The organism is Caecibacter sp. AF58-12pH5A, from assembly GCF_027681725.1.
GTDB classification, from domain to species: Bacteria; Bacillota; Negativicutes; order Veillonellales; family Megasphaeraceae; genus Megasphaera; species Megasphaera hominis.
The window spans coordinates 16,040-29,886 of record NZ_JAQDBC010000031.1; the positions used below are offsets into that span (position 1 = coordinate 16,040).

11 protein-coding genes and 2 tRNA genes are annotated in these 13,847 nt (G+C 47.3%); all 13 read right to left on the minus strand.

Annotated elements, in window-relative coordinates:
• Positions 1-80: 80 nt before the first annotated feature.
• Positions 81-1,421: a hypothetical protein gene (locus PGX44_RS11235; protein WP_498855449.1), complete on the minus strand. Its 1,341-nt coding sequence runs from the start codon at positions 1,419-1,421 to the stop codon at positions 81-83.
• A 128-nt stretch (positions 1,422-1,549) separates the two neighbouring features.
• Positions 1,550-2,071, minus strand: a complete 522-nt coding sequence (locus PGX44_RS11240; RefSeq protein WP_498855450.1) for a DUF805 domain-containing protein — start codon at positions 2,069-2,071, stop codon at positions 1,550-1,552.
• A gap of 13 nt (positions 2,072-2,084) precedes the next feature.
• Positions 2,085-2,681 carry a hypothetical protein gene (locus PGX44_RS11245; RefSeq protein WP_498855451.1) on the minus strand — a complete coding sequence of 199 codons (597 nt, stop codon included), beginning with the start codon at positions 2,679-2,681 and terminating at the stop codon, positions 2,085-2,087.
• A gap of 19 nt (positions 2,682-2,700) precedes the next feature.
• Positions 2,701-4,377: a zinc-ribbon domain-containing protein gene (locus tag PGX44_RS11250; RefSeq protein ID WP_498855452.1), complete on the minus strand. Its 1,677-nt coding sequence runs from the start codon at positions 4,375-4,377 to the stop codon at positions 2,701-2,703.
• Positions 4,378-4,410: 33 nt separating this feature from the next.
• Positions 4,411-5,733, minus strand: a complete 1,323-nt coding sequence (locus PGX44_RS11255; protein WP_498855453.1) for a VirB8 family type IV secretion system protein — start codon at positions 5,731-5,733, stop codon at positions 4,411-4,413.
• Positions 5,734-6,351: 618 nt separating this feature from the next.
• The gene (locus tag PGX44_RS11260; protein ID WP_498855454.1) at positions 6,352-7,575 is read right to left on the minus strand and encodes an FprA family A-type flavoprotein; all 1,224 of its coding nucleotides are present in this window, start codon (positions 7,573-7,575) and stop codon (positions 6,352-6,354) included.
• A gap of 25 nt (positions 7,576-7,600) precedes the next feature.
• Complete coding sequence (locus PGX44_RS11265; protein WP_186502861.1) at positions 7,601-9,514, minus strand: acyl-CoA dehydrogenase family protein; 1,914 nt, start codon at positions 9,512-9,514, stop codon at positions 7,601-7,603.
• A 24-nt stretch (positions 9,515-9,538) separates the two neighbouring features.
• Positions 9,539-9,940 carry an RrF2 family transcriptional regulator gene (locus tag PGX44_RS11270; RefSeq protein WP_288201704.1) on the minus strand — a complete coding sequence of 134 codons (402 nt, stop codon included), beginning with the start codon at positions 9,938-9,940 and terminating at the stop codon, positions 9,539-9,541.
• Between the two features lie 273 nt (positions 9,941-10,213).
• Positions 10,214-11,356: a DUF362 domain-containing protein gene (locus PGX44_RS11275; RefSeq protein WP_498855455.1), complete on the minus strand. Its 1,143-nt coding sequence runs from the start codon at positions 11,354-11,356 to the stop codon at positions 10,214-10,216.
• A gap of 29 nt (positions 11,357-11,385) precedes the next feature.
• A complete protein-coding gene (locus PGX44_RS11280) occupies positions 11,386-12,189 on the minus strand; it encodes a RibD family protein (RefSeq protein WP_498855456.1) in 804 nt (267 codons plus the stop codon).
• 275 nt (positions 12,190-12,464) lie between these two features.
• Positions 12,465-12,556 (minus strand) — tRNA-Ser (locus PGX44_RS11285).
• Between the two features lie 61 nt (positions 12,557-12,617).
• Positions 12,618-12,694, minus strand: a tRNA-Pro gene (locus tag PGX44_RS11290).
• An 87-nt stretch (positions 12,695-12,781) separates the two neighbouring features.
• Positions 12,782-13,465, minus strand: coding sequence for a TerC family protein (locus PGX44_RS11295; protein WP_498855457.1), 684 nt, complete (start codon positions 13,463-13,465; stop codon positions 12,782-12,784).
• Between the last annotated feature and the right edge of the window lie 382 nt (positions 13,466-13,847).

The window sequence follows — 13,847 nt, forward strand, 5'->3', positions numbered from 1 at the left end:
CTCCTTGTGCATAGTATACCATATTAATAGACAAATTTAGTAGTCTTTGTGGCAAAATTTGTAAATTTTACAAAAAAAGCTTACACGTGGTCTTCCCGGATTTTAGAAACATTCATATCAGAAATTCTCCAGATGCCCCCTAGATTTACCAGTGTAGCCTGGCCTTTAAAGTACTGGCGTTTGATGCCGTAGGATTCCCGGTCTTTGGCAATGAGGGAGTAGGAAATGACAGCCTCTGTCTCGCTGGCCGAGAGGACCTGCAGGTCGTAGGCGTCACTGGAAAGAGTCGCCTCATAACCTGCCTCATAGTCTGCATAAGGGCCCACCTGCTGCTGCAACGCCGGCGTTAAAAAATTATAGGCACCCCTATAGTTACCAGCTGTGATTTGGCGATAATAGCCTTTTAAGGCTACTTGAGCCTGCTCACCAGCACGTTTACGCTTTGTCTGGGAATCTTCTTGAACGGCCTGAGCTGACGCATCTGCCGCATCGGTTTGGGCCATTTCCCCATTCTGGCCGGTATCCGTCTGGGCTGGTACTTGGCGAGAAATCCTGGCTGGTGCCAGCTGCAGGCGGTCCGCATCAGTAAGGACCGGTGGATTTTTTAGTGTATAGGCTACGTATCCGGTGCCGCCCAGGAGGATCACCATGCTGGCGCCTGCAGCCAGCAAAAGCTTCCGGCGCTTCTCCTGGTTTGTTTTTTCTACGAGTGCTAAAATCAGGCAAATAAGAGCAGCAATAGCCAGCATAACAGCCAGTGCAGCCAGGACATAGAGCACCGTTTTATGGTAAATACGAAAATCGATTTTTCCCTGGACAGTCTGATTACGGGTCAGGACAGGACGCAAATCCCACGTATAGGATAGTCCGTCACGGCTGACCTTCGTCGCATTCTGCGAGTCTGCTGCCTGGGGCAGACTGATCGTAAAATCGATTTTGATCGATTCGAGCATTGCCTGGGTGAGTTTGGCTGCCTGGGCTCCCAGCTGGTCCGCATCTGTCTGAGGAACCAAGTCGCCAGCCTGGTTCTTTAGGCTTTCATCGCCGTGAAAAGAAAAAAGCAATTCATATGAATCGTATAGAACCCCTTGCCGATAGGCAAGGTGGCCATCCATATCCTTACCCCAGGCCCGGTCGCCACTTTGGGCCAGCTCCTGAATATTCAAATACGATTTGCTGGCAGTCACACCGTCATCCGTTTCTTTCACCGTTTCCCCATTAGCCAGCGCCTGATTTTCAAAATCTTTAAAAGGAGAATTACTACCTTGTGTGAACACGTCTGCCATTGCAATCGTTCGTTCAGACGTAATACTGCCATCGTCGTGAAAGACCAGATCTGCCTGAAAGGAAGCACAGCCACTTAAGAAAAACATAGCCGTCACCATGGCTGCCAGCTCTATGCCCCTGCATCTCTGTTTCATTCGCACGTTCTTCACCTGCCTTCTTTTGTATATCTTTATGTTATCCTAAGAATATCCTATGTGCAAGGCCTTTATATATAAAAAAAGGCTGCCCGCAAAGGGACAACCTCTTTTCACATGCTATCCCCTTAGTTGCCAAGAGGATCAGGACCATATTGATTCGGGCCTGTCGATCCCTTTTGAAACAGCAGCATTAGGGGAACAATAATATTGGCAATCGGAACAGCCGTAAGTAAGTAGAAATATCCTGGCCGGTTCAAATCATGGCAGCGGCGGATAGCCAACAGCACATTGGGGATGCACAAGGACAGGATGAGCAGGAAGCCAATTACTATGAGGGGAGTCACCATAGTATAAATCAGGAGCATCCCTATCATGGATACCGGCAGAAGCATTAAACTGCGCATAATATACCGCTTCCTGTTTAGCCGGCCTTTACTCGTAAAGAACATCGCTTTGATGGTTTTATCTTCTACATAACCATTCCACTGCATTTCCACTACATCTGGCGTGTTGCCATAGGCAGGTACGGCGTTATTTTCATAGGCAGGCTGAACTGCAACCTCTCCCTGTACCGGAGCACCACAGGAGGGACAAAAGCGTGCCCCTTCAGAAAGCGGGGTTCCACATTGGGAACAAAACTTACTCATAACAGATTCCTCCTCACATTGTTTCATACCGCTGCCGTACCGTTCTCGATACAGGCAGACTGGCTGTATACACATTCATAATAATTTTTGTCGTCATGACACCGGCCAATAGTGCTAAGATGACCAGTGCCAGTACGACACTGTCTTCGTCGTCATCATCATCGCCGGAAAAGATGTCCGAAATACCTTTCGTAGCCATTTCCCAAGCCGGACCAAAGGACTGGATGGCATGGTACAGATTATATGCCGTAGCAAAAGTATTCCAGCCGGCTACGCCCATGGAAAGCAGGGATTTTTCCCGTGACGCCTGTATCCAGGACTGAATGGTAATAATAATGCCCGTCCCCAGCAAAGGGACAATCAGAAATACATAGGTCAGGCTGGTCATAAAATTGATGCCACTATGGGACAATATATGGAGAACGCTGCACGCATATACCAAAATTGTAATATAAATGTAGGAAAAGCCAATAGCCGATTGAATAGCAGCACACCACGCCATTATGCGCACGTTGCCGCCAATGCCCTTTGATTCAGCCCAGATCTTTCCGGCTACACGGGCATTGAAAAAACTGATGACGCCGTTCAGTACTAATGCAAAAAATATCATTGTATCATCCCTTTATATATTAACCGTCATACACATAGGTCAAAAGCCTGCTCAAATCCCATTTGTTCGTCGATACCGTTTGGTCCACTACAATTTTAGTAACTTCACACCAGTAATGATCTTTCCCTTCCGTTACTTTGAAGTAGACCTTCCACATTTTCCCTGTATCCTTATCTCTCCCCTTAAAAATGACAGTTTTAACCTTGCCCGAGCCTTCTGAACTCCAGTCCTCTTCTTCAAAGCGGCGATCGAAGGCCTGGCCGACAGTGACGGTCTTGCTAAAATCATCAAGTGTTATTTCTTTTACTTCCTGGACGACTCCGCCACTGGAAAACTTGAATAATAACAACAGAATAGCAGCGATAGCGGCGATGACAGAAAGAAGGGGCTTGATGTTTTTTACCCACAGTGCTGCTCCATTCGCTGCAGGCGGCACGCCAGCGCCACCTGTTCCTGGCTGCCCAGACGGTCCCGTATGAGGCGGTATTTCATCATGTAAGTGTACGACAGGCAACGGGCCATTCCCATTCTTTACTTGAGAAGCTGCCCGTATAGGTGCTCCGCAGGAAGCACAAAATGCATCGCCTGCATTCACTACGGCTCCACAAGAACGGCAATACATCGTCTTCGAGGTTACGGCTGCTTCCGGAACAGCTGGCTTTGCTTCTACCGGTGCGCCACAAGTCGTACAAAATTTATCGTCTGCCGCAAGCACGGCGCCGCAAGACGGGCAGTGCGTAACAGCAGTTTCCTTAGATTCCGGTCCTTGCACCGGCACATCGTCTGCCAGCTTCACGATATGCAGCGGTTCTTCTGCCGCTGCGCTGACCGCTTCTTGCCCGCTAGCCTTTGCTGCTACCGGGGCGCCACAGGTCGTGCAAAATTTATCGCCTGCCGCGAGCACGGCGCCGCAAGACGGGCAGTGCGTAACAGCATTTCCTTTAGCTTCCGGTCCCTGCGCCGGCACATCGTCTGCCAGCTTCACAGTGTGCAGCGGTTCTTCTGCCGCTACTGTGACCGCTTCCTGTCCGCTAGCCGTTGCTGCTATCGGGGCACCACAGATCGTACAAAATTTATCGTCTGCTGCAAGCACGGCACCACAAGACAGGCAGTGCGTAACAGCAGTTTCCTTAGATTCCGGTCCTTGCACCGGCACATCGTCTGCCAGCTTCACGATATGCAGCGGTTCTTCTGCCGCTGCGCTGACCGCTTCTTGCCCGCTAGCCGTTGCTGCTACCGGGGCGCCACAGGCCGTACAAAATTTATCGTCTGCTGCGAGTGGGGCACCGCAGGTTTGGCAATACGCACGTGTGCTCCCATTGGCTGCCGTTTCTTTCGCTGCTGCCCTAGCTTGTTCCGAGCCGCTCGTATGCACGTTTACCGACGGAGTATCATTTTCCTGTACCGGTTCCGTTTCCGGCTCCTGCAGTTTGACGATTTTTAAGGGTTCCTCTGCTGCAGGAGACGTTTCTTCCGGCACAGATGGCTGTTTTTTCTCTGCTTTTTCCGATTCCACCGGGGCCTCTACTGGCGCACCGCAGGCCGTACAAAAGGCATCCCCCTTGGCAATAGGCGCACCACAATGCAGGCAAACAGGTTGTTTCTTTTTTTCTGCTTCTACAGGCTTGCCACAAAACTCACAAAATTTACTGTTCTCTGGAATGGCAGCCCCGCAATTGGTACATTGCTTACTCATTATGCTCACCTCTTCTACATAGCCAAACTCGTATTATTCCCTGGCTTCGCCAGTCTTACTAACGGATGTATCACTGATTTTCCATACACCATTTACATTAGACAACGTGGCCTGACCGGCAAAGTACTGTACCTTTACGCCGCCATTATCTGTATCTCTGGCCGTTAAGGTAAATTCCAGCTTTGCACTGCTAGCAGATGAAGATATCACTTTCATGTTCGATACTTCACTGGAAATCGTCGTTTTATATCCTGCAGCATAGTCTTCATACGCACCAATTTGCTGCTGCAGTTCCGGTGTCATCATATCATAGGCAGTACGGTAATTTTTCTGCGTAAGGTTCTTGTAATAGGCTTGCAACGTTTTTTCAGCCGGAGAAAGGGTTACTGCCGGCTTACTAGCCGTCTGGGCTGTTTGATCCGTCCCATCCTTCTTATCGGTTCCTGCCTGCGTATCCGTATTTACAGCTGTGCTGGTACCCGTTTTGATGATATTATCAGCGGCTGTTAACACAGGCGGATTATCAAGCATATACTTGATATAGCCGCCACCACACAAAACGATTACCAACAAAACGCCTGCCACTATGAAAAGCTGTTTTTTTCTGACGGCATCCGTTTTATTCATGATGCCATAAATAAAGCATACGAGCGCACAAATAAGCAGAATAGCATCGATACCGGCAAAGGCATAGAGTACATTCTTATGATATATCCTAAAATCGATATTCATCTTTACATCCTGATGAGCCAAAAGTGCCGGTTTGAGATCCCATGTATAGGTCCGTTGATCTGCGCTTATGTTCTTGGCGTTTGTGGCGTCAGCAGACTGAGGCAAGGTAATACGATAATCAAATTTAGCTGACTCATAGGTGCTTTGCAGTATAGCCCCATATAACGCATCCATGCCATATAAATCATTCATGCCAGGCATGGGTGATTCATTTCCCTTAAGTCCCAAATGAAGGGAATACGTATCATACAGCACGCCCTTGCGATAGCGCACGCTGCCCGGACCATTATCCCTGTAGATTTCCCCGCCATTATCTACTAAAGATTGGATGTCACTATGCACGGCAGTCGAAGTAAAGCCATTATGAATTTCCGCAATTTCATTGCCTCTGGCCCGTTCTTCATCTTCATTTTTCTTGAGTTCATCCATAACTTGAGGGTAAAGGTTCCGTACGGAATCATTGACGGAAACGGAATTACTCGATGTAATCGTACCATCATCATGAAAGGTTAGATCTGCTTTTATCGTGCCGCAACCCCCCAGAACGACTACACCGGCCAAGGCCGCGATCAGCACGAGGCCTTTATGGATAAAGCCATATTTCCTATTCTCTTTTTGCCACATATGCATACTCTTCCTTCTTTCCTACCTTGTATTTTCTTTCATCTTTTTGCTTTTTATTGCATTTTCCCTATTTTTCCGAACAGAACTTCCGTATGACGCATGCCTCCCTTACTCCTGCCAAAGACAACCGTTCGTCTTTTTGTTATATAGAAAGCGTATATCAGAACATTAAACGTGTGAAATAATAAAAAACTCTTTTTTCTTCGTTTTCTATATGAAATTTCTAATGTATTTTTATTCACAATCATCTCAGGCAGATTCTGACCATGCCAACAGCATGCACTTCACGAAATCAAGATATACGCTGTTTATCATGGGTTAACCATCATTCTAATAGTATAAGCATATCACATTTGCTATAAAATTGTACATCCTATAAGAGAAAAAATATGCATTCATTATATATCTTTCTATGGATATGATAAGAACCACGTAATGATCTCTTCTACTGCAAAAAAAATCCCTCCCAGTAACTACTGAGAGGGATTTTTGAATCCGAAGGGAAAGGCATCCTATCTCGGACTCCATGCAGGCCTGTTTTGGGGAGGCATTCCGCCACAAGGCCCATGCTGTTTTGTTAGAGATGGTAGAAAGAGGCGTGCCGCGAAGGCTGCGGAATTATTTTTCTACGCCGTTTACACTGTCGGCCAAAGACTGGGCCAGCTGTTCCATTTCGGATACTTTGTCATCCGGCAAGGTCGAAGCGAGGGATACGCGTTCGTTCAGTACAGTCATATCCTTCATATTGTCGTCGAGGAATTTCTGCATGAGATCGCCCGACTTGATTGCCCACGAACCGTTTTCAATGATCGCTACGGTCCGTTTCTGGAGGTTGAGGGCTTTCATGTCTTCCAGGTAATCAAGCATTACCGGGTAAATGCCCAGATTGTACGTAACAGAAGCCAAGACGAGGTGCGAATATTTGAAGGTCTGGGAAATCAATTCCGATACGTGGGTAGACGATACGTCGTAAAGGCGCGTATTGGTAATGCCCTTTTCGCAGAGGCGGGCGGCCAAATCCTGAGCTGCCGCTTCCGTATTGCCGTACATGGAAGCGTAGACGATGAGAACGCCCTTTTCTTCCGGTTCGTACGTGCTCCAGTGCTGGTATTTATCCAGGATATAGCCGAAGTCTTTACGCCAAACCGGACCATGGAGCGGGCAAATGAATTTGATCTTGTCGAGAACTGTCGCAGCCTTGCCTAAGAGCAGCTGTACGTGCGGCCCATATTTGCCGACGATATTCGTATAATAGCGGCGTGCTTCATCGAGCCAGTCACGGTCGAAGTTGACTTCATCAGCAAAGAGGTGACCATCGAGGCCGATGAAGGAACCAAAGGCATCGGCTGAGAAGAGAGCGCCATTGGTCAAATCAAGGGTAACCATTGCTTCCGGCCAGTGAACCATCGGAGCTTCTACGAAGGTAACCGTGTGGCCGCCAAAGGAATACGTATCCCCTTCCTTAACCTCGATCAATTCCTGTTTATCGAGGTGGAAGCCAAACTGATGCATGAGCATGAAGGATTTTTCCGTGCTAATGATCTTTACTTTCGGATAGCGCAGGATAATTTCTTCAATGCAGGCACAATGGTCCGGTTCCATATGGTTAATTACCATGTAATCCAGCGGACGGCCCTGAAGAACGTGTTCGACATTTTCCAGGAACTGACGGCATACAGCCCAGTCTACTGTATCGAAGAGGACAGTCGCTTTATCCAGCAGCACGTAGGCATTATAGGATACGCCCTGCGGGATGGGGTGAATATTTTCAAAGAGGTGCAGGCGGTGATCATTGGCGCCTACCCAAAATAAATCATCTGTAACTTTCCGTACACAATACATATATCATCTGCTCCTTTCGGTCCGCTTATTCTTTGATAAAGTTTTCTTTAGCTTCTGCACATTCCGGGCAAACCCAGTCATCAGGCAGATTTTCAAAGAGTGTCCCCGGTGCGATATCTGCTTCTTCATCGCCCAGTTCCGGTACATATTCATAGCCGCAGCCATTACATACATAACGGGGACCGATCGGTTCCGGTTTTGGTACAACCGGGCGTTTCATCTTCACCATAGGCGGTGCTGCTTTCTTTTCACCACGGCCCAAGGCATCTGCCAAGAGCGGCAGAATTTCGTTGACATCGCCAACAATACCATAGTCACAATTCTTGAAAATCGGGGCATTCCCATTTTTATTGATAGCGACGATCGTCGAAGCTTCTTTAATGCCTTTCAGATGCTGTTTAGCGCCGGAAATACCGCAGGCAATATAAAGGTTGCCCGTAAACTTCTGTCCCGACATCCCTACATAGCGGTTGAGGGGAACATATTTCAACGTTTCTGCAACCGGACGGGACGAACCGACAGCAGCGCCGGCAGCGTGTGCCAGATCGTAGATGAGTTTCATGTTTTCTTTACTGCCAATGCCTTTGCCTGCAGAAACAACACGTTCTGCCTGGGTAATCGGCGTGTCTTCCGGAATGCCTACGGTGAAATCGTATCCATCCTGTTTCAGCGTGCTGACTAATTCGGCTACTTTTTCTTTAGCATCGCCTTCGCGGAAGATCTTATTTTTGCGGATTCCTGTAACCGGTGCAGCTTTCTTAGCAACGGAACGGCGTCCGCCGCCTTCTTTCTTTGTCAGACGGCCTAAGAGGTGGGCTGCAATGACGACGCGCTGAATTTCATTAGTCCCTTCATAAATAGTCGTAATCTTAGCATCGCGGAAAGCCCGTTCGACGTCCATCCCTTTCAGATAGCCGGAACCGCCGAATACCTGCAGCGCTTCGTTCGTAATTTCTACGGCAGCATCGGATGCATACATCTTAGCCATAGCAGCTTCCATGCTGTACGGTTCATGGTTTTCTTTCATTTCAGCAGCCGAATAAATAAGATAACGGGAAGCACGCAGCTTCGTTGCCATATCAGCTAATTTAAAGGAAATACCCTGATGCACGCCAATAGGCTGGCCAAACTGGATACGTTCTTTTGCATAATCCAGAGCGTTATCATAAGCCCCCTGCGCAATGCCCAAGGCCTGGGAGGCTATGCCGATACGGCCGCCATCCAGTGTGGCCATAGCGATCTTGAAGCCCTGTCCTTCTTTGCCGAGCAGGTTTTCCTTCGGTACTTTCACATCATTGAAAATCAGTTCTGCCGTCGTGGACGAGCGGATCCCTAATTTGTCATAATGATCGCCGAAATCAAAGCCTTTCCAGCCCCGTTCTACGATAAAGGCAGAAATACCTTTCGTGCCAATATCCGGCGTCGTAACGGCGAATACAACGTAAATATCAGCTTTCGGCGCATTCGTAATAAAGATTTTGCCGCCATTAAGCAGATAATAGTCGCCTTTATCGACAGCTGTCGTTTCCGTGCCGCCGGCATCGGAACCGGCATTTTCTTCCGTCAGGCCGAAAGCACCCAGTTTTTCACCTTTTGCCAAGGGAACGAGATATTTTTTCTTCTGTGCTTCGTTACCAAAAGCAGCAATAGGATACGTGCCCAAGGATGTGTGAGCCGAAAGGATAACACCGACGCCGCCGTCAATACGAGATAATTCTTCAACAGCAATAGCGTAGCTGATGACATCCAAACCGGCACCGCCATATTCTTTCGGATAAGGCAACCCCATCCAGCCGCGTTTCCCCATTTCTTTTACGATGTCATCAGGGAACTCATTGTTTTGATCCAGTGAGAAAGCAATAGGTTTGACTTCGGTCTCAGCAAATGTACGGATTTCCTTCCGCAGCGCTTCATGCGCCGCTGTTGTTTCAAATAACATACTGATTTCCTCCTTTGCAATACACTAATTAGATTTACCTAAAACTGCCCATAGGCTTTTCGCCTGTAGTTTCTGATTAATTTCCTGCTGCAAGGAACATAAATTTAAATGTACTTTGCAGATACCATGGGTGCGCCGCCATTCACAGTCGTATGTGCCGCTCATGCAAGCCGTAATATCTGCGTCTCCTTCCATCAAAACGACCAGATCATATAAGGTTACTTGTTTTAGATCTGCCTGCAACATGCAGCCACCGCCAGGTCCTCTCTCTAACCGGACAATGCCGGCATTAGACAATTGCTTTAAGATTTTGTAAGCAAAAGCCAAAGGAATTTCTTCACTGGCTGCCAACTGGGCAGCCGCATGGCGTTGTCCGTCAAGGAGGCCCCGGAGAATACGAATCGCATAATCAGTTTTCCGGTTCATGAACATAGGGAGTCACCATTCTTCCAAATAATAATTATTTCTTCGTTCTTTCTATTCGATTGTAGTATTTTAGATAAAAAAAGTCAAGAAAGACTGACCTATATTTGTATATCAATTAGTAACACACAATGGTTGTTTAATGATATATGTTCATAATACTATTTCGCAGCTGCAAAGATTCATAAGTAATATGAATGAGTTTAACACATTACAGTCAAACTGACATACAAAAAGCCCGCCTCCATAGGAAGCGGGCTGCGTAACAGTTTCTATTTATTTACTAAAAGGAACGACATCTTTAATGGCGTCAGCCGGTGTAATGCGCTGTCCATCATGATCCAGATCGATGAGGACATACTTGCTGTTGCCCATGCCGAGTTCCTGCATGTACGTCAGCTGGCGCAGGCCATGACGCGATTCAATCCGTTCTACCAGATCATGGTGATCCTGTTCTTTCATGGCATAGACCAGATCGACACTGGCCTGGTCAACGGCCAGGATATCAAGGGATGCAGTGATGCCTACGTTCGGCGTCACAACCGGCTGGGCAGCTACCCCTTCGCAGTCACAGGAAACGGACATGTTACGCATGACGTTGATGTAAGCAATATGTCCGGCAAAGTGGTCAATCGTTGCTTTACACGATTCAGTCATCCGTTCCATAAATTCTTCCTTGGCAATGTCCCACTGGTTGGGCTGGCCCGGTGTCGTATGAATCATGGCTTTGCCAATACGGCCGTCGGCACAGCCGATACCGATATTTTTATTGGAACCACCGAAACCACCTTGTGTATGGCCCTTAAAGTGGGTTAAGGCCAGGAAGGAATCATAATTTTCCAAATGGTTGCCGACAGACATTTCACGGAACCACTTACCACCCTTAACGGGCAGCATCATCGTGCTGTCTTCGTCGAGGATATCAACAGGTGCAAACGTCCAGCCATTGACTTCCAGTGTCTTCCGGTGCTGCTCTGTCGTATAGCGGTCACCGGCGTAATACGTGTTGGTTTCAATGATATGAGCTTCAGGCAGCCGTTTTTCTAACAGTTCCTGTACCCACGGGCGAGGAATAATATTCGGGCCATGTTGTTCCCCTGTATGGAGTTTAACACCGACTCTGCCCGTCAGGGTAGTCGCAACCTTATCATAAATTTTTAAAAGGCCTGCAGCAGATAAATCGCGGGTAAAATACACGATTGATTCATTGCCTGTTCTCTTTTCATAAGGTACATACTGATTTCCATCTGTACGCGTAACTACTTTTTTCGTCATATCAAATACCTCCTCGTTCTGGTTATTAGACAGTTTTCTTGCCAGATTGATACCTGGGACAGACAGTAATGCTGCCCCTAAGACTGATCCGGCAGCTATTTTCAGAAAGCCCCGCCGTGATACGTCGTGTTTCTGTTTTGTCATGTGACGTTCCCCCCTCACAGCCTGAGACTTTACGAATTTGCTTTGATCATATCCTGTACTTCTTTATACTCCGGATCATTGTCGAAGTCATACATATTTTTCTCACCTACAGCATAGTGGAGCCAGATGAAGCCGTCGTCCAGGAGTTCTACCTCCAGAGGCTTAAATATAACCGGATGATCCTCGGATATCCCCGCCTTGGTCATAAACAAGGATTGGGTCGAACGATTGCCATCAGCGGCAGGTGCAAGGACGATACTCATTTCATCGACCAAACCGGCCTGAACAAAGCTCCAGTTGACGACGCCGCCACCGGCCAGCATCATCGATGTTACGTGCAGATCTTTTTTTATCTTACGGCAAAGAACTTCCAAATCGACGTGAGTGTCACCGCAAATCAAATAACTAATGCCCCGCTGCCGTAAATAGGCTTTATACGCATTGCTCGTCTGCCGGGTCAGCACCTCAACAATATGCATGGTGCGATCCCCTTCACCGATCGTATTCTGATTCCAGGCTACGCGGCCATGGCTGTCCATAACGATCTGATACAAGCCCAGTGCTGCACCGGGAGCCAGGTAATCGCCTTCGGGAACAGGCCCTGCCGACAGATCCAGCTCCGGCTTTTGATAAAAGGTGTAATTATCTTCAATCGTAATACGTCCTTCTAAGGTCGCCTGAAAGGTGAACTTAGCCTGGTCGCCAAAGATGAGACTATAAAAAACATCGTGCTCTGTATTCGTTTCGGGAATCCAAAGGTATTTCCCCATGATTTTACCATCAAGGGAAGTCTCCATATGGCAGAAAATAAATGGTCGTTCTGAAGTATTCATAAAATCCCCTCCCTTATAACACTATTGTACACAGTCTGCCATAATTTTCCAATACCTTTCAGTCTTTCAAAGGTATACATCTCAAGCATGACTGCAAAAAAACGTAGGAAGAAGCGAATAGAGAAAAGAGAGAACCCGTCCTGGCAGATTCTCTCTTAGAATACTTATTTTCGTGAAGTGGGTCAAACGAGGGTCAAAAGACGCATGACCTTCGAGGGTCAAACCCAAATTTTAAAAAAAAATAGAACCCGCGGAAGCGGATTCTATCACGTTTATGGCGGAGAGAGAGGGATTTGAACCCTCGGTAGAGCTGTAGCCCTACACATGATTTCCAATCATGCTCCTTCAGCCACTCGGACACCTCTCCAGGTCTTGCATGTCGTTGCTATACAGCAGTGTTCTCGGGAAAAACACCCAACATACAAATGTGGTCGGGGCGACAGGATTTGAACCTGCGACCTCTTAGTCCCGAACCAAGCGCGCTACCAAACTGCGCTACGCCCCGTTACCTGACTTGTATATAATACCATACTCAGGATAAATGTCAAGCGTGATTTTACAACTTTTTATGTTTTTTCACATATATTTTTCATCATCCCTGCTTATTCCTTTTACGGTATATTTGCAGCTTCTGCCAGATAAAACCGCCTACAAGTGTCAGCACCAATAACGCACCCTGGAAATAATGAGCCGGTAACGTATGCCATGGAAAATATGGGTCAGAAGCCAGCATACCACCGGCAGCCCAGCCGAGAATTGCACCACCGACATACATGAGAATAGGGAAACGATTCATAATTTTAATGACAATGGTACTGCCAAAGACAATGATGGGAACAGAGATCATCATACCGGCCACAAGCAGTCCTAAATGGCCTCCTGTCGCGCCGACAATGCCCAATACATTATCGAGACTCATCAATGCGTCAGCCGCCATAATCGTGCATATAGCTTCAAAAAGGGAGTCTTTGGCCTTGACATGAATATCTTCACCGTCATCATTAGCGCCAATAAGACGAATGCCAATGAGGACCAATAAGAGCGCGCCAATGGTCTTTAAGTAAGGAATCTGTAAGAGCCAAACGACGAGAGCCGCCAAGAGGAATCTCAAGCCTATAGCCCCGATGGTACCGTAAATAATAGCCTTCTTTTGTAATTTCGGTGGCAAATTCTTCGCTGCCATACCGATGACAATAGAATTATCGCCGCCTAAGGCCAGATCGATGAGAATGACCTGTGCTATGGTCCAGATATCTGATACTAATTCTGCTTCCAAGGTAAATCTCCTTTATAAATAAAAATATACTTATATACATTATATCTATCTTACCATCTTATTTTAAAAATGTAAAAAGCTGTAATTTTCTCAAATGAACCCCTTTCGATGCATCTGTGTGTACGTCACGGCCACTGTTGGCAGCACGGAACCGCCGCTGATTACGCAAAAAGAGCACCAATATCTCGGTGTTTAAATGGGCTCCCCCGTGGGGGAGCTGGGCCGGATGCGGAGCATTTGGGCCTGAAGGGGTTCATTTTATTTTGAATGTTTTTTATCTTCCAATACACCCCTTTCGATGCATCTGCTGAACGCGCAGATGTATCACTGTCCCCTTCCAGTGCGTATCATGATTGGGGATACGCACTGGAACCGCAATGCC

Bases quoted from the DNA above. Each gene is read 5' to 3' on its own strand.
- PGX44_RS11265 (WP_186502861.1), bottom strand. From the start codon at position 9,514: ATGTTATTTGAAACAACAGCGGCGCATGAAGCGCTGCGGAAGGAAATC.
- PGX44_RS11260 (WP_498855454.1), bottom strand. From the start codon at position 7,575: ATGTATTGTGTACGGAAAGTTACAGATGATTTATTTTGGGTAGGCGCC.
- PGX44_RS11235 (WP_498855449.1), bottom strand. From the start codon at position 1,421: ATGAAACAGAGATGCAGGGGCATAGAGCTGGCAGCCATGGTGACGGCT.
- PGX44_RS11275 (WP_498855455.1), bottom strand. From the start codon at position 11,356: ATGACAAAACAGAAACACGACGTATCACGGCGGGGCTTTCTGAAAATA.
- PGX44_RS11245 (WP_498855451.1), bottom strand. From the start codon at position 2,681: ATGATATTTTTTGCATTAGTACTGAACGGCGTCATCAGTTTTTTCAAT.
- PGX44_RS11240 (WP_498855450.1), bottom strand. From the start codon at position 2,071: ATGAGTAAGTTTTGTTCCCAATGTGGAACCCCGCTTTCTGAAGGGGCA.
- PGX44_RS11250 (WP_498855452.1), bottom strand. From the start codon at position 4,377: ATGAGTAAGCAATGTACCAATTGCGGGGCTGCCATTCCAGAGAACAGT.
- PGX44_RS11280 (WP_498855456.1), bottom strand. From the start codon at position 12,189: ATGAATACTTCAGAACGACCATTTATTTTCTGCCATATGGAGACTTCC.
- PGX44_RS11270 (WP_288201704.1), bottom strand. From the start codon at position 9,940: ATGAACCGGAAAACTGATTATGCGATTCGTATTCTCCGGGGCCTCCTT.
- PGX44_RS11255 (WP_498855453.1), bottom strand. From the start codon at position 5,733: ATGTGGCAAAAAGAGAATAGGAAATATGGCTTTATCCATAAAGGCCTC.